This is a genomic window from Serpens gallinarum (genome assembly GCF_014836765.1).
In the GTDB taxonomy this organism is placed as follows: Bacteria; Pseudomonadota; Gammaproteobacteria; order Pseudomonadales; family Pseudomonadaceae; genus Serpens; species Serpens gallinarum.
This window is the reverse complement of record NZ_JACSQG010000003.1, coordinates 246039-264378: the sequence shown is the minus strand read 5'-3', so window position 1 is coordinate 264378 and position 18340 is coordinate 246039. Positions and strand designations below refer to the sequence as shown.

Below are 18340 nucleotides of genomic sequence, written 5' to 3'. Positions count from 1 at the left end.
CGGACTTTTTCTGGCCGGGTTTCCGGTATCTCTTTAGGTTGCCATGCATTACCGCACCGATATCGAAGGACTCAGGGCGCTTGCCGTTCTCCTGGTCATTGCTTACCACTATCAGTTTCCTGGCATCACCGGCGGGTTTATTGGCGTCGATGTCTTCTTCGTCATTTCCGGCTTCGTCATCACCCAGTTGCTGATGCGCTCCATGGCGCAAGGCACGTTCAGCTTCGCTGATTTCTATGCACGCCGAATCCGACGCCTGGTTCCGGTGTTTCTGCTGGTGTCCACGGCCAGCTTCCTGCTGATTTCGCCGTATTACCTAGACGACGACTACTACGTTTTTTCCAAGAGCTGGCTGAGTTCTTTGGTCGGCGTCAGCAACTTTTATTATTTCAGCGAGCTGAATCAGTATTTCGCGCCTGAAACCCAATCACTCACGCTCCTGCATACTTGGTCGCTGGCGGTCGAAGAGCAGTTTTACCTGCTCTGGCCGCTGACGCTGCTGTTGGTCTGGCGCTGCTTCCGGAGCTGGGGTGGCGTACGCGTCTTCCTGTTCATCGTGCTGCTTGCTTTGTTGCTGTCTGTGTATCTGGCGGAAACAGCCCCCAAGGCCGCTTATTACCTGTTGCCGGCCCGGTTGTTCGAGTTGCTGCTTGGCGCCGGCGTCGCCCTGCACGCAAGCCGCTTGCCGGTGTTGCAATCCTGGATGGCACAGATAGTCGCGACCACGGGCCTGGTTCTGATCGTCGCCACTGGCCTGCTGCTGGATAACAGCGACCATTTCCCCGGCTATAACGCCTTGTGGCCAACCTTGGGCACCGCGTTGATCATTTACGCAGGGTTGCACCAGCCGGGTACCTGGGTGGCGCGGCTGCTCAGCCTGCGCTGGATGGTTTTTTTGGGCGGCATTTCCTACTCGCTTTACTTGTGGCACTGGCCAATCGTGGCTCTGCTCCATTACCAGTTGGTGGAGCTCACCTGGCCGATCCGCCTGTCCATGGTCGCTGGAGTCATTCTGCTGTCCTGGCTCAGTTATCGCTTGGTGGAAAACCCTTTCCGCTACACGCAGTGGCGACTGGGCAAGCTGCTTCTGCTGATGGTATTGGCGCCAGCTGTGTTGATGTGGGCGGTGCAGGTCACCATCCGACTGGCAGATGACATCAGTTTCCGTATTCCGGAAGAGCGCCGCGAGCTGTACAAGATCATCGAGCAGAATGACGATACGGACCTGTATAAAGCCTGTTTCAAAGGGCCTTATTACCAGTTCAATACCTCGGCCAAATGTCTGTTCGGCGTACCGGCACCGCAAGGCGAGCCCAACAGCATTCTGATTGGCGACTCCCACGCCATTGCGCTGATGGGGTTTGTCGAGGAACTGATCACCGGTACGGACCGATCACTGCTGCTGGTGACCCAGGCGTCCACGCCATTCGTCCTGGCCGAGTATGCCGCTGCGGTATTTGGAGATGACAGCGAGAAAATAGACCGCAGCCGTGCGCTGACCGAATACCTGAGCAAGCGCCCGATGACGGTATTTGTTTCGGCGTATTGGGACGCTTACCTGGCCAGTTCGACCCATCACCGGTCTTTCGTGGCAGCCATTGGCTGGCTGGTGGAGCAGGGACATGATGTGATCATTCTCGAGGACGTTCCCAAGTTGCCTTCATCGGCCCATGCCCATTGTCTGCTCAAGAACATGGCGGACTGCTCCATCGACATCGCCCCGGTTCGCAAGCGCCTGGCTAACTTCGAGCGATTCAAGGCCGAGATACGTGCCGGCTACCCCGATGTCGCCTGGATCAATCCACGCGAGGTCATCTGCGACGACGCGCGATGCCAGACGGTCCTTAACGGTATTCCGCTCTATCGGGACGCGGACCATCTGAATAACCTGGGCGCCCGGGAAATCGCACGGGCTTATCTGCAACGCTTCGGCAACCCTCTGCTCGAGCGGTATTCGGCTAATCCATAACGGCGCTGGACGCGCCGCCGTTATGCGGCAGTTCAGTCAGGGATCAACCCCGAGCTGCGGCGAGCGCCTGTGCCACACGCGAGCCATTTTGGCGGCCGAGCAGGGCGCAAATGTGCTCGCCAGCGGCGAACAGTTGCTCAAGGTCCACGCCGGTCTCGATGCCCAGGCCTTGCAGCATGAATATCACGTCTTCGCTGGCCACATTGCCACTGGCGCCCCGCGCATAAGGGCAACCTCCCAAGCCGGCGACGGAGCTGTCGAACACCGCGACACCTTCCAGCAGGCTGGCATAGATGTTTGCCAGCGCCTGGCCGTAAGTGTCGTGGAAGTGCCCGGCCAGGCGTTCGCGGGGGATGTCCTGGGCGACTACATCGATCAGTTGTCGGGTCTTGCCCGGCGTGCCGACGCCGATGGTGTCGCCCAGTGAAATCTCGTAGCAGCCCATGGCGAGCAGCTCCCGGGCCACCTGGGCCACCTGCGCCGGAGCGATGTCGCCTTCATAGGGACAGCCCAGCACGCAGGACACATAGCCGCGCACCCGGATACCCTTTTGCCGCGCGGCATCCATCAGCGGAGCGAAGCGTTGCAAGCTTTCGGCAATGGAGCAGTTGATGTTCTTTTGCGAAAAGCTTTCCGATGCGGCGGCGAATACAGCGACTTCCTGGACCCCCGCCTCTAAGGCTGCTGTAAAGCCCTGCAGGTTGGGGGTCAACGCCGCATAGGTAACGCCGGGCTTACGCTGTATCTGCGCAAACACCTCAGCGCTGCCGGCCATCTGGGGCACCCATTTGGGCGATACAAAACTGCCGACTTCGATATAGCTCAGTCCTGCAGCGCTCAAGTCATCGACCAGGCGCACCTTGTCAGCCACGCTGATCGGTAGTTTCTCGTTCTGCAGACCGTCCCGTGGGCCGACTTCGACCAGGCGGACGCGTTGCGGCAGGCTCATTCTTCCAGCTCCACCAGGGCCGCGCCCTCGCTGACCATATCCCCTTCGGCGCAATACAGCGCCTTGATCGTCCCGGCTTGCGGCGCGCGAATGCTGTGTTCCATCTTCATGGCTTCCAGTACCACCAGCGCCGTACCGGCCTCGATGGTCTGGCCTGGTTCAACCAATACACGCACGATGCTGCCGTTCATGGGCGCCACTAGGCCGCCGTGGTGCGCATGACTGGCTTCTACTTCAGCGATGGCATCGACACGGGTCACCACTTGCAATTCACCGTTCCATTCCAGGTACAGAGTATCGCCCTGGCGGATGGCCTGCAGGCGTTGATGGACGCCGGAGGCGTTGGTGTACAACAGTTGATCGCCGCACAACTGCGCATTGCCAGACGGGCGAATGACCTGGGAAATGTCGTTGCAGCGCAGGTGCACGATGCGCTGTGCCGGCAGTCCGGCACGCCAGCCACTGGTGGAGGACCAGGGCGAATGCGCATCGTCCGTGCGTTGACGAGCAGGTTCGCTGTTTATAAAGGCTGCAGCGGCCAGTTGCCAGAAAGCCTGTGGCAGCTCAGTCGGTGGCGGTAGCAGATCGGCGTGGTAACGGGGGATGAAGCTGGTGTCCAGTTCGGCCGCGGCAAAGGCCGCATGGGCCAATACGCGACGCAGGAAGGGCAGGTTGGTCTTGAAACCGCCCACGGCCAGCTCGTCCAGCATGGCCAGCAGGCGCAGACGGGCTTCCTCGCGGGTTTCGCCCCAGGCGATCAGCTTGGCCAGCATCGGGTCATAGAACGGCGAAACGCTGTCGCCTTCGCTGACGCCGCTGTCCACCCGGCGTCCGGGTCCGGCGGCGGGTTCGCGATACAGCGTCAGCGTGCCCGAGGCGGGCAGGAAGTCCTGCTCGGTGTCTTCGGCATACAGGCGTACTTCAATGGCGTGGCCATTCAGGGGAACTTCATCCTGGGTGATCGGCAACGCGTCGCCATTGGCCACGCGGATCTGCCAGGCCACCAGGTCCAGGCCGGTAATGGCTTCGGTCACCGGGTGCTCGACCTGCAAACGGGTGTTCATTTCCATGAAGAAGAAGTCGCCACGGGAGTCGAGCAGGAACTCCACGGTGCCGGCGCCGACATACCCGATGGCCTGAGCGGCCTTGACAGCCGCTTCGCCCATGGCGCGGCGCAATTCGACGGACAGGCCGGGGGCGGGCGCTTCTTCGACGACTTTCTGGTGACGACGCTGAATGGAACAGTCACGCTCGTTGAGGTACAGGCAATTGCCGTGCTGGTCGGCGAAGACCTGAATTTCCACATGACGTGGCTTGAGGACATATTTTTCCACTAGCATGCGCGCGTCGCCGAATGCCGACTGCGCCTCGCGCTGCGCCGATTGCAGGGCTTCGGCCAGATCAGCCTCGCGCTCAACCACTTTCATGCCCTTGCCGCCACCGCCGGCGGCGGCCTTGAGCAGCACCGGATAGCCGATGCGCTCGGCGGCGGCGCGGAAGGTTTCCACGTCCTGCGCCTCGCCGTGGTAACCGGGCACCAAGGGCACGCCGGCAGTTTCCATCAGGGCCTTGGCGGCCGACTTGCTACCCATGGCGTCGATGGCCGAGGCGGGCGGCCCCAGAAACAACAGCCCGTTTTGCTCGCAGGCGCGCGCAAAGGTGGCATTTTCAGCCAGAAAACCGTAACCGGGGTGGATGGCCTGGGCTCCGGATGCCTGGGCGGCGGCGATGATGGCGTCGATGCGCAGGTAGCTTTCCGCCGGTTTGGCGCCCCCCAGGTCCACACTCAGGTCAGCTTCGCGAACATGACGTGCAGGGCGATCGATGGCGCTGTGCACGGCCACGGTCTTGATACCCAGGGTGTGGGCCGTGCGCATGATGCGACAGGCGATCTCGCCCCGGTTGGCAATCAGCAGCGTTGTAATCATTATTTTCCGCTCCAGTATTTTCTTGCAGCTTGCAGCTAGTGGCTCTGCCAGTTCGGTTTGCGCTTTTCGAGGAAGGCTTTCAGGCCTTCCTGGCCTTCATCGCTGATGCGGATACGGGCGATGGCGCTTTCCGTGTGGCGGCGCAGGGCAGGGCTCAAGGCGCCATGACCCACTTCGTTGAGCAGGTCCTTGCACGCGGCCATCGCTTGCGGGCTGTTCAGCATCCATTGCCCGATCCAGTGTTCGACGGCCGCGTCGAGGCCGTCCTCGCCATAGCATTCGGCAAACAGGCCCAGTTCGCGCGCCCGGGCGCCGTCGAAGGCTTCGGCGCTCAAGGCGTAGCGGCGGGCGGCGCGGCGGCCAATGGCATGCACCACGAATGGGCTGATTACCGCCGGTATCAGACCGACGCGGACTTCCGACAGGCAGACGCGCGCGCTCTCGGTGCCAATGGCCATGTCGCAGCAGGCGATCAGGCCCACCGCGCCACCGTAGGCGGCGCCCTGGACCACGGCCAAGGTTGGCACGCGCAGCTGTTGCAGGCTGTACATCAGCTCGCCCAGGCGCTGTGAATCCTCCAGGTTGGCGTGAAAGTTCAAGTGGGCGCTTTCCTGCATCCACGCCAGATCCGCACCGGCAGAGAAGTGCTTGCCGCGTCCGCGCAGCAGCAGGAAGCGCAGGGACGGGTCCTCGCCGCAGGTTTTGATGGCTGCTGTCAGCTCGCGGATCATCTGCGCATTGAAGGCGTTGTTCTTTTCCGGGCGATTCAGCCACAGGGTGGCGAAGCCACGCGGGTCGGTTTCGAGCTGGATGGTATGGAAGTCGTTCATGGAAACTCCTTGTTGAGCCGCACGCGGCAAGCCTCACGCTGCCGTTCTTCGCGTTGCTTGCTGCCTGTAGTGTGCCGCCAGCAGCTGTTTACATGCGGAACACGCCGAAGCGGGTCGGCTCAATCGGGGCGTTGAGGCTGGCCGACAGCGCCAGGCCCAGTACATCGCGGGTTTGCGCGGGATCGATGACGCCGTCGTCCCACAGGCGGGCGCTGGAGTAATAAGGATGGCCCTGGTGTTCGTACTGATCGAGGATCGGCTGCTTGAGCTGCTGTTCCTCTTCGTCAGAGAACGTCTGCCCGGCACGCTCGGCCTGCTCGTGCTTGACCTGGGCGAGCACGCCGGCGGCCTGTTCGCCGCCCATCACCGAGATGCGCGCGTTCGGCCACATCCACAGGAAACGCGGATCGTAAGCGCGCCCGCACATGCCGTAGTTACCGGCACCGAAGCTGCCGCCGATGATCACGGTGAATTTCGGCACTTGGGCGCAGGCCACGGCGGTCACCAGCTTGGCACCGTGCTTGGCAATGCCGCCGGCCTCGTATTTCTGGCCGACCATGAAACCGGTGATGTTCTGCAGAAACAGCAGCGGAATCCCCCGCTGGCAGGCCAGTTCGATGAAATTCGCGCCTTTTTGCGCCGACTCGGCGAACAGGATGCCGTTGTTGGCGAGGATCGCCACCGGGTAGCCGTGCAGGTGAGCGAAGCCGCACACCAGCGTGGTACCGAACAATGTCTTGTATTCGTCCAGCTGCGAATCATCGACGATGCGTGCAATCACCTCGCGCACGTCGAAGGGCTGTTTGCTGTCTTCGGGAATCACGCCGTACAGCTCATCGGTTGCGTAGCGTGGTGCAATTGGCGTGCGGCTCTGTACCTGGCCAAGCTTGCGCCAATTGAGGTTGGCGATGCAGCGCCGCGCCAGTGCCAAGGCATGTTCATCATTTTCTGCGTAATGGTCGGCCACACCGGAGATCTTGCAGTGCACGTCAGCGCCGCCTAGCGCTTCGGCGCTGACTACTTCGCCCGTGGCGGCCTTCACCAGTGGCGGACCGGCGAGGAAAATGGTCGCCTGGTTGCGCACCATGATGGCTTCGTCGGCCATGGCCGGCACATAGGCGCCACCGGCCGTGCACGACCCCATCACCACGGCAATTTGCGGAATGCCCATGGCACTCATGTTCGCCTGGTTGAAGAAAATCCGCCCGAAGTGTTCGCGATCCGGGAACACCTCATCCTGCCGCGGCAGGTTGGCACCGCCGGAGTCCACCAGGTAAATGCACGGCAGGCGGTTCTGCTGGGCAATGGTCTGCGCGCGCAGGTGCTTCTTCACAGTCAACGGGTAGTAGCTGCCGCCTTTTACCGTGGCGTCGTTAGCCACGATCATGCATTCGATGCCTTCGACGCGGCCGATACCCGCAATGACGCCGGCGGCCGGCACGTCTTCGCCGTACACCTCGTGGGCGGCCAGTTGACCGATTTCCAGAAAGGGCGAGCCAGCGTCAAGCAACTGGTCAATGCGCTGACGGGGTAGCAGTTTGCCGCGCGAGGTATGGCGCTCCTGCGCCTTGGCGCCGCCGCCTTGCTGGATGCGCTCCAGCAAGCCGCGCAAGTCGTTGACCTGAGTGAGCATCGCCGCGCTGTTGGCGGCGAACTCCGGGGAACGGGGATTAATCTGGGTATTCAGGATGGCCATGGTCTGGCTCCGATTCATTCCGTAGGGTGAATGGCGCTTTGTCCATCCACCGGCTCTGGCGGAAAACGCTTCGCGGTTTTCCGCCCTACGACTGCGGCTGAACGAGGCTGTAGTGGTTTTGCGTCCAGCCTGCAGCCTCACGCCTCCAACGGCTTTATTTGGTCTCGTTGAACAGCTCGCGGCCGATCAGCATGCGGCGGATTTCGCTGGTGCCGGCGCCGATTTCGTAGAGCTTGGCGTCGCGCAGCAGGCGGCCGGTGGGGAAATCATTGATGTAGCCGTTGCCGCCGAGAATCTGGATGGCGTCGAGGGCCATCTGCGTGGCGCGCTCGGCGGTATAGAGGATCACGCCGGCGGCGTCCTTGCGGGTGGTCTGGCCACGGTCGCAGGCTTGTGCCACGGCATACAGGTAAGCGCGGCTGGCGTTGAGCTGAGTGTACATGTCGGCAACCTTGCCCTGGATCAGCTGAAACTCGCCGATGCTTTGGCCGAACTGCTGGCGGTCATGAATGTACGGCACCACCACGTCCATGCACGCCTGCATGATCCCGGTCGGTCCGCCGGAGAGCACCACGCGCTCGTAGTCGAGGCCGCTCATAAGCACCTTGGCACCGCCATTGAGGGTGCCGAGAATGTTTTCTTCCGGGACCTCGACATCCTGGAACACCAGCTCGCAGGTGTTCGAACCGCGCATGCCCAGCTTGTCCAGCTTCGGGCTGCGCGAGAAGCCTTTGCTGTCGCGCTCGACGATGAACGCGGTGATGCCGCGCGGGCCGGCATTGATGTCGGTCTTGGCGTAGATCACATAGGTGTCGGCATCGGGGCCGTTGGTGATCCACATTTTGCTGCCGTTGAGCACGTAACGGTCGCCTTGCTTGTCGGCGCGCAGCTTCATGCTCACTACATCGGAGCCGGCGTTGGGTTCGCTCATGGCCAGGGCGCCAATGTGCTCACCGCTGATCAGCTTGGGCAGGTACTTGCCTTTCTGCTCGACGCTGCCGTTGCGATTGATCTGATTGACGCACAGGTTGGAGTGGGCGCCGTAGGAGAGGGCTACGGACGCCGAGGCGCGGCTGATTTCTTCCATGGCGATCACGTGGGCCAAGTAGCCCAGGCCGGCACCGCCATACTCCTCACCCACGGTCACGCCCAGCAGGCCCATATCGCCGAACTTGCGCCACATGTCCACGGGGAATTCGTTATCGCGGTCGATTTGCGCGGCGCGCGGGGCCAGCTCGGCTGCGGCGAAGGCCTGCACCTGCTCGCGCAGCATGTCGAGGGTTTCGCCCAAGGCGAAATCGAGGGTGGGGTAGCTCATGGTTCACCTGTTGTTTTTAGAGTCGGGAAATGAAGCTTAGAGCTGGGCTACTTGTCAGGTAGTGGCGGCCATGGCGGCGTGGCAGCGCTCCTCGGCGGTATCCAGTTCCAGTTGCATGTGCTGGATGTCCAGCAACTGCTGTTCAAGCTGCGCGCGGCGCTGGCCGATTTTGGCTAGGACGGTCTCCAATTGCTTGCGGTTGCCGCTGCTTGGCTCGTAGAGGTCGATCAGTTCCTTGCATTCGGCCAGCGAGAAACCCAGGCGCTTACCGCGCAAGATCAGCTTCAACGCCACCTTGTCGCGTGGGGAGTAGATACGTTCCTGACCGCGCCGCTCGGGGCTGAGCATGCCTTGTTCTTCATAAAAGCGAATGGCGCGCGTGGTGATATCCAGCTCGCGGGCCAGATCGGAAATGCTGTAAATCGGTACACCCATGCACGAAAATCCTGTGTTGCGTTGACGTTAACGTTAAGCTTGCTTGACGTTAACGTCAAGCAAGAAACCTGATGCCTCTTGGCTTCATCGTTCGCTTTAATTGGCTAGTACAATTTCGTTATATGTCAGTAGGTTGGGATTATTTTTTGATGGTGAGTCTAAGCCTGAGAGTTCACTTTCTGAGCAATGTCGATGAGCTGTTCACGCATCCAGCGATTGGCGGGATCCTGCTCGGTGCTTTCATGCCAGTACAAATGGCTCGCTAGGCGCGGCACATCCAGCACCGGCAATTCAACGGCGAATAGCCCGTGCTGACGGGCAAAACGTTCGGGGACGGTCATGGCCAGGTCCGTTTGCTGCACCACGCTGGAGGCCATCAGATAATGCTGGGAACGCAACACCACCTTGCGTTGCAGGCCTAGCTTGCCCAGGGCCAAATCGACATAGCCGAGTCCGTTGCGCCGGCTGGAAATGTGGATATGACTGAGCGAAAGGTACTCCTCCAGGCTGAGTTGTTCCTTGGCCAGGGGATGGCCCTGGCGCAGGGTGCAGACGAACCGGTCATCCAGTAACTTGACGTGGCGGACCTGCGGATCGCTGTTGATGGGCAGGTCGACAGCGAAGTCGAGGCGCCCCGATGCCAGCTCCTTGGTGGTCTCCCGGCGGCGCGACAACATGCTTTCGATCTTTACCTGCGGCGCCATGCGACTCAGACGCTGCAGCAGCGGCGGTAGCAGCAGCGCCTCGCTGAGGTCGGTCATGCTGATGTGAAAGGTTTTACTGGCCCCGGCAGGATTGAATACCCGGCTTTCCTGGACTGAAACGCGTAGCAGCTGCAAGGCATTGCGCACCGGGCCGATGATGTTCTGTGCCATGGGGGTGGGCACCATGCCCTGGGCGGTGCGTATGAAGAGCGGATCGTTGAACGTTTCCCGCAGGCGCGACAGCGCATTGGATACCGCCGGCTGGGTAATGCCGACGATTTGCCCGGCGCGGGTCAGGTTGGCTTCGCTGTAAATGGCATCGAACACGATGAACAGGTTGAGATCGACCTTTTGCAGGTTCATATGGGCCCTCCGGCACGCTTTATTTTTATCAGGCGGTTGTCTCTAGCAGCCTGATCATATCCAGCTTATGAATAGCAATACACGCAGACAATAATCTAGATAAATCATGGCCGAGTGTCCTAGCATCGAGTCACACCTCATCCTCAAAGGTAACCGGCCATGGATTTCGCGTACTCCCCCAAGGTTCAGGCGCTGCGTGAACGTGTCACTGCGTTCATGGAAAACCATGTGTATCCCGCCGAGGCAGTCTTCGAGCGCGAAGTGAACGAAGGGGATCGCTGGCAGCCAACCGCGATCATGGAAGCCCTGAAAGCCAAGGCCAAAGCCGAGGGCCTGTGGAATCTGTTCCTGCCGGAATCCGACTACGGCGCGGGCCTGAGCAATACCGAATACGCACCCCTGGCCGAGATCATGGGCCGCTCGCTGCTCGGTCCCGAGCCGTTCAACTGCTCGGCGCCAGACACCGGCAACATGGAAGTGCTGGTGCGCTACGGCAGTGTCGAGCAGAAGACACAATGGCTGGAACCGCTGCTGGCCGGCGAAATCCGTTCCGCTTTTGCCATGACCGAACCCGACGTGGCGTCCTCGGATGCCACCAATATGCAGGCCAACGCCCGGCGCGAGGGTGACGAGTGGGTCATCAACGGTCGCAAGTGGTGGACCTCCGGCGCCTGCGACCCGCGCTGCAAGGTCATGATCTTCATGGGCCTGACCAACCCGGATAACCCGCGTCACCAGCAGCATTCGATGATCCTGGTGCCCAGCGATGCTCCCGGCGTGACCATCGTCCGCCCGCTGCCGGTGTTCGGCTATGACGACGCGCCCCACGGCCACGCCGAGGTGCTGTTCGAGAATGTGCGAGTGCCCTACGAAAACGTGATTCTTGGCGAAGGCCGCGGTTTCGAAATCGCCCAGGGGCGTCTCGGGCCGGGGCGCATTCACCACTGCATGCGCTCGATCGGCATGGCCGAGCGTGCGCTGGAGTTGATGTGCAAGCGCTCGGTGTCGCGTCAGGCGTTTGGTAAGCCGTTGGCGCGCCTGGGCGGCAATCTCGACCTCATTGCCGATTCGCGCATGGAGATCAACATGGCGCGGCTGTTGACCCTCAACGCCGCCTACATGATGGACACTGTGGGCAATAAGGTGGCGGCCAGCGAGATCGCACAGATCAAAGTGATGGCGCCGAACGTGGCGTTGAAGGTGATCGATCGAGCGATCCAGATGCACGGCGGCGCAGGAGTTTCCGGTGATTTCCCGCTGGCCTACTGGTACGCCATGCAACGGACTCTGCGGCTGGCCGACGGCCCGGACGAAGTGCACCGCGCCACGATCGGCAAGCATGAACTGCGCAAATACGTGCCCAAGGAGCTGCTGCGCGCCAGCCGCTGAGCGCCGCTTAGCGAGAATGCCGACGGGCCCTGACTATGCTGTGAGAGAACAGCGAGGGCTGGGTATGGGCCAGGCGCGGGTGTGGGTGGTGGATGATGACGCCGAGGTGCGGCAGTTGTTGCACGACTACCTCGGCGGTCACGGTTATCAGGTGCAGCTGTGCGCCGACAGCACAGCGCTGCGCCAGGCCCTGGAGCAGGAGTTGCCTGACCTGGTGCTGCTGGATCTCGGCCTGCCCGGCGAGGACGGCCTGAGCCTGGCGCGCTTTCTGCGCGAGCGTCACGATTTGCCGGTGATCATGATTTCCGGCGCCGGTACGCCGCTGGATCGCACCATCGGCCTGGAAGTCGGCGCCGATGATTACCTGGGCAAACCCTTCGATCCGCGTGAGCTGCTGGCACGGGTCAAGAGCGTGCTGCGCCGTTACCGGCCGGCGCAGCCAGCAATTGACTCAGCGGAGGCGGCCGATACCCTGCGCCTCGGACGTTTTCGGCTCGATCTGCAACGCCGCCAATTACGCGACGACCAAAATACTGAAATCGAACTGACCGCCATGGAGTTCGACCTGTTGCAGGCCTTCGCCCAGCGCCCGAACCGCCCGCTGTCCCGTGACCAGTTGCTCAACCTGACCCAGCACCGCGACTGGAATCCCTACGACCGTTCCATCGACATCCGCATTGCCCGGCTGCGGCGCAAGCTGGAGGACGATCCGGAAAAACCGCAGATCATCCGCACCCTGCGTGGAGTCGGCTACATGCTGGTTTCTGGCTGATCCTGACGCGCAACCCTCTGTTTCAATTGTTTCAGCCACGCCCAGTAGTCCGGTCGGCGGACGGTGCCTTCCTATACTCAAGGCATAGCCAGTGGGCGGAGCACAGCCATGCACCCGTCGTTCCCACCGTTGACAGCCACGGACCTGGATCATCCGCTGCGGCAGATCGTTGACAACAGTAGCGCGGTGATCTTCATCAAGGATCTTGCCGGCCGCTATCGGCTGGTCAACCCCGCGTTCGAACGTTTCTTCCAGCGCACGGCAGAACAGGTGCTGGGACGCAGTGACCATGAACTGTTTGTTCCTGAAGTAGCCGATGCCCTGCGCTGTAATGACCAGCTGGTGATCAGCCAAGGCCAGCCCATTGAGGTGGAGGAACAGGTGCAGTCCCCCAATGGCAATTGGGTGTACCTGTCCAGCAAGTTCCCAGTGTTCGACGCTGCAGGGCGGGTCATCGCCGTGTGCGGGATCGCCACTGACATCAGTGAGCGCAAGCGCATTGAAGAGGCGCTGAGTCACGTCGCGCTGGGCGTTTCGGCGGCCACCGGCGACGCTGTTTTCGCGGCCATTGCCCGCTATCTGGCGCTGTCGCTGCACGCCAATTTCGCCTTCGTCAGTCGTGCCGCGAGCCCAGACAGTGACAGCCTGGATACCCTGGCGCTCTACCATGCGGGGCGCTTGATCCCCAATGTGCGCTATGAGCTGGCCGGCACACCCTGCCAGGAAGTGTTCGGCAAGCGCTTTCATTTCGTCGAACAAGGCGCCCGCGAGCGTTATGCCGCCAGTGATGCCTTGCGTCTGTTCAGCCTCGACAGCTATGCCGGCTACCCGCTGTTCGCCAGTGATGGGCGAGCCTTGGGGCTGATTTCCGTGGGCCATAGCCATTCGCTTCCGGAACGCAGCCGCGTCGAGGCGGTTCTGAAGATCTTTTCGGTGCGTGCCGCCGCCGAATTGCAGCGCCTGGATGCCGAAACCAGCTACCGGTCGATCTTCGAGTCCTCGATGGATGCCATTTTCGTGCACGACCTGGACAGCGGTGCGCTGGTGGATGTGAATCCGAGCGCCTGCGCCATCTACGGCTACAGCTATGAAGAAATGCTGGCTCAGGGCATAGAGGCCTTCAGCGTCGGGTATTCGCCGTACAGCGGCGCGGATGTCCAGCGCTGGCTGGCTCTGGCTCGCGAGCAGGGGCCGCAGCGTTTCGAGTGGCTGCGCCGCCACCGCGACGGCAGCCTGCACTGGGACGAGGTGTGCCTGAAACGAGCGAGTATTGCCGGTATCGAGCGCATCCTGGCGTTTACCCGCGACATCAGCGAACGCAAGCAGGCCGAGCAGCAGCGCGCCGAGCTGGAGCAGCAGTTACGCCAGGCGCAACGTATGGAAGCTATCGGCCATCTCACCGGAGGCATCGCCCATGACTTCAATAATTTGCTGACCGGCATGCTGGGCTACACGCACATGGCCGAGGAGCACGCCGAGGAGCGCGACGATGCACAGCTCGGGCATTACCTGGCGCGGGTGCGGCATTCGGCGGAGAAAGCCCGCGACCTGATCCAGCAGATGCTGATCTTTAGCCGCGGCAGTCACGGTCAGCCACGGGCACTGGAGTTGGAGCAGTTAATCGGCGAATTCCGACAATTGCTGCGGTCGACGATGCCGCCTGGTATCGACATCGACCTGCAAATGGCCCGTGACCTGCCACCGGTGCTGTTTGACCCGGTGCAGCTGGAGCAGGTGCTGATAAACCTGTGCATCAATGCCCGTGATGCCATGGCCGGCAGCGGCCAGTTGCGCATCACGCTGCGCCGAGGCGGTCAACAGCGCGGCATCTGTGCGTCGTGCCAGCAGGCGTTTGCCGGCGATTACCTGGTGCTCGGGGTGGAGGATTCCGGGCCAGGCATCGCCGAGTGGGTGCAGCGGCAGATGTTCGAGCCGTTCTTCACCACCAAGGCATCGGGGCAGGGCAGTGGCATGGGGTTGTCCATGGTGCACGGCATTGTTCACGAATACGGCGGACATCTGCAGCTGAGCACACAGGCGGGGAAGGGGTCCTGCTTCCAGGTATTGATTCCGCCATTGCTGTCCATGGAGCACGCCTGCAGGCCCTTGCATGGGCGCGTGGCGGTAGTTGATGACGAGCCGCTGGTGGCTGAGTTCATGAGCGAGCGGCTGCGGCAGTGGGGCCTGGATGTCCAGGTGTGGTCGGATGCCGAGCAGGCTTGTGGTGAGCTACAGCTGGACCCAGCGGCCTGGGATCTGCTGATCCTGGATCAATGCATGCCGCGCCTGACCGGCCTGCAACTGGCCGAGCGTCTACTGGCCGCACGGCCCGATCTTCCCATTGCGCTTTATAGCGGCTTCAGTGATCAGCTCGATGAAGCGCACGTGCAGGCCCTTGGCGTGCGCGCGGTGTGGCACAAACCGTTGGACGAATCGGCGCTATATACCTGGCTACGCACCAACCTGCCGGCATGACCAGCTGAAACCAAAAGGCTACAAAACCGCGGCACCCCGACATCGTGCCGATACACAGCCGGCGCACCCTGACCTCGACTGCACATCCGCAGTTTCTTCACGACGAGGCAGGATTTATCCCATGAAGCGCTATCTGATCTTCCTCTACGGCATCGCCAGCTATGTCGGGTTCTTTGTCACCTTTCTCTATGCCATTGCCTTTCTCGGCAACTTGCCCGGCGTGCCGCGCACCATTGATGGTCCTCCCGAGCTGGCGTCAGGCCCGGCCCTGGCCATCGATCTGTTGCTGCTGACGATATTCGCTGTGCAGCACAGCCTGATGGCACGACCGGCTTTCAAGGCACTGTGGACGCAGATCATCCCCGTAGCCGCCGAGCGCAGCACCTATGTGCTGTTCTCCAGCTTGGCGCTGACTCTGCTGTTTTATTTCTGGCAGCCGCTGGGCGGGGACGTGTGGACACTGGAAAGTCGGACCGGGCAATGGCTGATGTATGCAGGCTTCGCCTTCGGTTGGGTGTTGTTGCTGTACAGCACCTTCCTGATCAATCACTTCGATCTGTTCGGCTTGCGCCAGGTGTGGCTGCAGTTGCGGGGCAAAGCTTACACCGACTTGCCGTTCAAGACGCCGGGCGCCTACCGACTGGTGCGCCATCCCTTATACGTAGGCTGGTTCTTTGCCATCTGGTGCACGCCGCAGATGAGCGTTACCCATATGCTGTTTGCTTTGGTGACCGCCGCCTATATTGTCGCGGCGATCAGCTTTGAGGAGCGCGACCTGATCGATGCGCACCCGGAATACAGGGACTACCGGCATCAAGTGCCCAAGCTGTTGCCCAGGTTTCGGTCGGCGCGTGGCCAGCAGGCCAAAGATGCAGTGTAAGCGAACTACCGAAACAAACAGGGCGCCTGGCGGCGCCCTGTTTGTCTTGTCAGCTATGGCTTTCCTTGGCCTCGACTTTCGCCTCGGCTGGCTGATTACGCGTCTTGATCAGCGATAACAGTACACCACCGGCCAATAGGCCAAAGGTCATGCACAGCGAGAGCAGGGCCGGCACCTTGTAGAAGTCGTGCAGAAGGATCTTGCCGCCAATGAAGATCAGCACCAGCGCCAGCGCGTACTTGAGGTACACGAAACGGTGCATCAGCGCGGCCAGGGCGAAGTACAGCGAACGCAGGCCGAGGATGGCGAAGATGTTCGAGGTATAGACGATGAACGGGTCCTGAGTGATGGAGAACACGGCCGGCACACTGTCCACGGCGAACACCAGGTCGGCCAATTCGATCAGCACCAGGCACAACAGCAGCGGCGTGGCGTAAAGCAGGGGGTGGGGCGCACCTTCCGGCTGCAAACGCACCAGGAACTTGCCACCATGCAGGGTATCGGTCACGCGGATGTGTTTACGTGCAAAGCGAACGAAGCGGTTGTTCTCGATGTCCGGGTGTTCTTCTTCTTTTTCGAGGAACATTTTCACGCCGGAGTAGAGCAGGAAGGCCCCGAACAGGTAGAGAATCCAGGCGAACTCGGCCACTAGGGCAGCGCCGAGGCCGATCATGATGGCGCGCAGCACGATCACCCCGATAATGCCCCAGAACAGCACGCGGTGCTGGTAACGACGGGGAATGCCGAAGGCGGCGAAGATCATCGCCATGACGAACACGTTGTCCATGGACAGCGACTGTTCGACCAGGAAGCCGGTGTAGAACTCCAGGGCGCTCTGCGCGCCCAGTTCGAACCAGACCCACACCCCGAACAGCACACCCACGCTGAAATATCCGCTGTACAACAGCAGGCTTTCACGCATTTCGATTTCGCGCTCAGTGCGATGCAGGACGCCCAGGTCGAGCACCAGCAGTGCGATCACAATGAGCAGGAAGCACAGCCACAGCCACGTGGCCGTGCCAAATAATGGAGTCGTGAGGAATTCAAGCATTGCGCAGGCCCCTTCAAAGGTGTCGGAAAAAAAGTGACTCCGACATCACGATGAGAAACGCTTACTCATCGCCAGAGGGGCCCGGCGTCACAACCCATATAGGCTATGCCTCTCAAGGCGTCACGGCAATGGGTTCAGGTAACAGATCGTTGCCGAGGGCTCGGTTGACCCAGACCTCCACGCGTCGATTCTTCAGGCGACTGTCTTCCAGGTCGTTCGCTGCCACCGGCATTTCATCGCCGATGCCGACAATACTGCTGATAACGACGCCATTCCTGCGCAATTCTCGACGCACAGCCATGGCGCGCAGTCGCGACAGCAGGTCGGCACGCTGCGCGTTGTTCTTGGCATCGCCAAACCCCACCAATGTCACCTGGCTTCCCGACATCTCGTGGGCGCGCAGGTACTCGCGTATCCGATCGATATCGCGCAGCGCCTTGTTGTCCAGCTGGGCGCTGCCTTCCTGGAAACGAAAATTCACCGATAGACGCTGCGCTTGACGCGCCAACTGCCGGTAGGCAACTGGCATCTGTTCGCTGGGCGTGATGCGCATGGTGCGCACGTTCTGGGAAATGAAACCGACATTTTCCACGATGGCCTGACCTTGCGGGCCGTGCGCGAAGTCGATTAATCGCTGGGCCCACGGGTTTTGCTCGCCTGGCAGGTTGTAAATGAACAAACGCCGGGACAGCGGATAGTCCTCGGTGGCGAGAGTGTTGGCGTTGGGCGGCAGGGGAAGGCCTTCACCGTTGGAAATCAACAGCGCCTTGCTTTGGCCAACCGATGCCAGGCCTACAAAGCCGATACCGTGACGGTCAGCCAGCACCGCTTGGGCGAGGCGGTCATTGGACTCGAAGCGCTGGGCAGCCGGCCCCAGCGTGCGGCCATCGGCGTTGAGCACCAGCTCCTTGAACGTGTCGTAGGTGCCGGATTGGTCATCGCGGGCATACAGAGTGATTGGAGCAGGTGCACCACCCACTGCGCTCCAGTTGTTCAGCTCGCCAGCAAACACTGCGGCCAGTTGCTTCGTATCCAGATGCTGAAGGGGGTTCTTTGGGTGCACGATGATCGCCAGGCCATCGATGGCGATCACCTGTTCGGCACTGGCGGAGCGCAGATCGCCGAAAGCCGCCAGAGCTGCGACCTCGCTGTCTTTGACCGGGCGGGAGGAAGCGGCCAATTCGGCCGTATGGGAGTGCAAGGCGGTGAAACCGGTACTGGAGCCGTGGGCGGCGATGACGACTTGCACCAGCCGCCCCTGGGGGGTGTAGGCGACCACGCGCTGTTCGTTCGCGCGCGCCCCCTGCACAGTACGGATGCCTCGTAATCCCTGTCGTTGAAACAACCCTTCGACCAGCGCCGGAGCCAGCTTGGCGCCAATGGTGTTGGAGCCCTGGATACGCAGGACGGTCTCGGTTGGGCTTTCGGCCTGTACCACGCTGGGCAGTACACAGCCGCACAGCGCGAGGGATACACAAAACGTGCGGGTTAGACGTCCGAATCGGTGTGCGACGGTGCGCGGCATGGTTACTTCTCCATGTAAATATGCCGCGCAGGCTAGATTCGTAATGTGTCAATCAT

General features: G+C 61.4%; 14 protein-coding genes. 5 read left to right on the top strand and 9 right to left on the bottom strand.

The features are described from left to right. Positions 1-43 precede the first annotated feature (43 nt). On the top strand, positions 44-1969 hold the full coding sequence (locus tag H9642_RS08705; RefSeq protein ID WP_251836039.1) for an acyltransferase family protein: 1926 nt from the start codon (positions 44-46) through the stop codon (positions 1967-1969). A gap of 43 nt (positions 1970-2012) precedes the next feature. Here the strand turns inward: H9642_RS08705 and H9642_RS08700 are convergent, their stop codons facing one another. From H9642_RS08700 to H9642_RS08670, 7 genes are all read right to left on the bottom strand, one after another. Further along, positions 2013-2918 carry a hydroxymethylglutaryl-CoA lyase gene (locus tag H9642_RS08700; protein WP_251836038.1) on the bottom strand — a complete coding sequence of 302 codons (906 nt, stop codon included), beginning with the start codon at positions 2916-2918 and terminating at the stop codon, positions 2013-2015. After that, complete coding sequence (locus tag H9642_RS08695) at positions 2915-4846, bottom strand: acetyl/propionyl/methylcrotonyl-CoA carboxylase subunit alpha (protein ID WP_251836037.1); 1932 nt, start codon at positions 4844-4846, stop codon at positions 2915-2917. The genes H9642_RS08700 and H9642_RS08695 overlap by 4 nt, the downstream gene beginning before the upstream one ends. Positions 4847-4881: 35 nt before the next feature. Then, entirely contained in the window at positions 4882-5676 is a 795-nt protein-coding gene (locus tag H9642_RS08690; protein ID WP_251836036.1) for a gamma-carboxygeranoyl-CoA hydratase, read from the bottom strand. 88 nt (positions 5677-5764) lie between these two features. Further along, positions 5765-7372 (bottom strand): carboxyl transferase domain-containing protein, encoded by a 1608-nt coding sequence (locus H9642_RS08685; protein WP_251836035.1) that lies wholly within the window; start codon positions 7370-7372, stop codon positions 5765-5767. Positions 7373-7526: 154 nt separating this feature from the next. Next, positions 7527-8690, bottom strand: coding sequence for an isovaleryl-CoA dehydrogenase (locus tag H9642_RS08680; RefSeq protein WP_251836034.1), 1164 nt, complete (start codon positions 8688-8690; stop codon positions 7527-7529). Positions 8691-8744: 54 nt separating this feature from the next. Then, positions 8745-9125 carry a MerR family transcriptional regulator gene (locus H9642_RS08675; RefSeq protein ID WP_251836033.1) on the bottom strand — a complete coding sequence of 127 codons (381 nt, stop codon included), beginning with the start codon at positions 9123-9125 and terminating at the stop codon, positions 8745-8747. A 158-nt stretch (positions 9126-9283) separates the two neighbouring features. After that, the gene (locus H9642_RS08670; RefSeq protein ID WP_251836032.1) at positions 9284-10192 is read right to left on the bottom strand and encodes a LysR family transcriptional regulator; all 909 of its coding nucleotides are present in this window, start codon (positions 10190-10192) and stop codon (positions 9284-9286) included. Positions 10193-10351: 159 nt separating this feature from the next. Between H9642_RS08670 and H9642_RS08665 the strand changes: the two genes are divergently transcribed. The 4 genes from H9642_RS08665 to mddA all read left to right on the top strand — a co-directional run bounded on the left by H9642_RS08665 (position 10352) and on the right by mddA (position 15708). Then, complete coding sequence (locus H9642_RS08665) at positions 10352-11581, top strand: acyl-CoA dehydrogenase (RefSeq protein ID WP_251836031.1); 1230 nt, start codon at positions 10352-10354, stop codon at positions 11579-11581. Positions 11582-11621: 40 nt separating this feature from the next. Then, on the top strand, positions 11622-12353 hold the full coding sequence (locus tag H9642_RS08660) for a response regulator (RefSeq protein ID WP_251836030.1): 732 nt from the start codon (positions 11622-11624) through the stop codon (positions 12351-12353). Between the two features lie 108 nt (positions 12354-12461). Further along, positions 12462-14828, top strand: coding sequence for a hybrid sensor histidine kinase/response regulator (locus tag H9642_RS08655; protein ID WP_251836029.1), 2367 nt, complete (start codon positions 12462-12464; stop codon positions 14826-14828). 121 nt (positions 14829-14949) lie between these two features. Then, positions 14950-15708 (top strand): methanethiol S-methyltransferase, encoded by a 759-nt coding sequence (gene mddA / locus H9642_RS08650; RefSeq protein ID WP_251836028.1) that lies wholly within the window; start codon positions 14950-14952, stop codon positions 15706-15708. A gap of 49 nt (positions 15709-15757) precedes the next feature. On the opposite strand, the gene H9642_RS08645 is transcribed toward mddA, so the two are convergent. Together H9642_RS08645 and H9642_RS08640 are read right to left on the bottom strand one after the other, a co-directional pair. Continuing rightward, complete coding sequence (locus H9642_RS08645; RefSeq protein WP_251836027.1) at positions 15758-16759, bottom strand: TerC family protein; 1002 nt, start codon at positions 16757-16759, stop codon at positions 15758-15760. 112 nt (positions 16760-16871) lie between these two features. Further along, positions 16872-18284 carry a substrate-binding domain-containing protein gene (locus tag H9642_RS08640; RefSeq protein ID WP_251836026.1) on the bottom strand — a complete coding sequence of 471 codons (1413 nt, stop codon included), beginning with the start codon at positions 18282-18284 and terminating at the stop codon, positions 16872-16874. Between the last annotated feature and the right edge of the window lie 56 nt (positions 18285-18340).

Coding starts and splice junctions, on each gene's coding strand:
- H9642_RS08705 (WP_251836039.1), top strand. CDS start 44: ATGCATTACCGCACCGATATCGAAGGACTCAGGGCGCTTGCCGTTCTC.
- H9642_RS08700 (WP_251836038.1), bottom strand. CDS start 2,918: ATGAGCCTGCCGCAACGCGTCCGCCTGGTCGAAGTCGGCCCACGGGAC.
- H9642_RS08695 (WP_251836037.1), bottom strand. CDS start 4,846: ATGATTACAACGCTGCTGATTGCCAACCGGGGCGAGATCGCCTGTCGC.
- H9642_RS08690 (WP_251836036.1), bottom strand. CDS start 5,676: ATGAACGACTTCCATACCATCCAGCTCGAAACCGACCCGCGTGGCTTC.
- H9642_RS08685 (WP_251836035.1), bottom strand. CDS start 7,372: ATGGCCATCCTGAATACCCAGATTAATCCCCGTTCCCCGGAGTTCGCC.
- H9642_RS08680 (WP_251836034.1), bottom strand. CDS start 8,690: ATGAGCTACCCCACCCTCGATTTCGCCTTGGGCGAAACCCTCGACATG.
- H9642_RS08675 (WP_251836033.1), bottom strand. CDS start 9,125: ATGGGTGTACCGATTTACAGCATTTCCGATCTGGCCCGCGAGCTGGAT.
- H9642_RS08670 (WP_251836032.1), bottom strand. CDS start 10,192: ATGAACCTGCAAAAGGTCGATCTCAACCTGTTCATCGTGTTCGATGCC.
- H9642_RS08665 (WP_251836031.1), top strand. CDS start 10,352: ATGGATTTCGCGTACTCCCCCAAGGTTCAGGCGCTGCGTGAACGTGTC.
- H9642_RS08655 (WP_251836029.1), top strand. CDS start 12,462: ATGCACCCGTCGTTCCCACCGTTGACAGCCACGGACCTGGATCATCCG.
- mddA (WP_251836028.1), top strand. CDS start 14,950: ATGAAGCGCTATCTGATCTTCCTCTACGGCATCGCCAGCTATGTCGGG.
- H9642_RS08645 (WP_251836027.1), bottom strand. CDS start 16,759: ATGCTTGAATTCCTCACGACTCCATTATTTGGCACGGCCACGTGGCTG.
- H9642_RS08640 (WP_251836026.1), bottom strand. CDS start 18,284: ATGCCGCGCACCGTCGCACACCGATTCGGACGTCTAACCCGCACGTTT.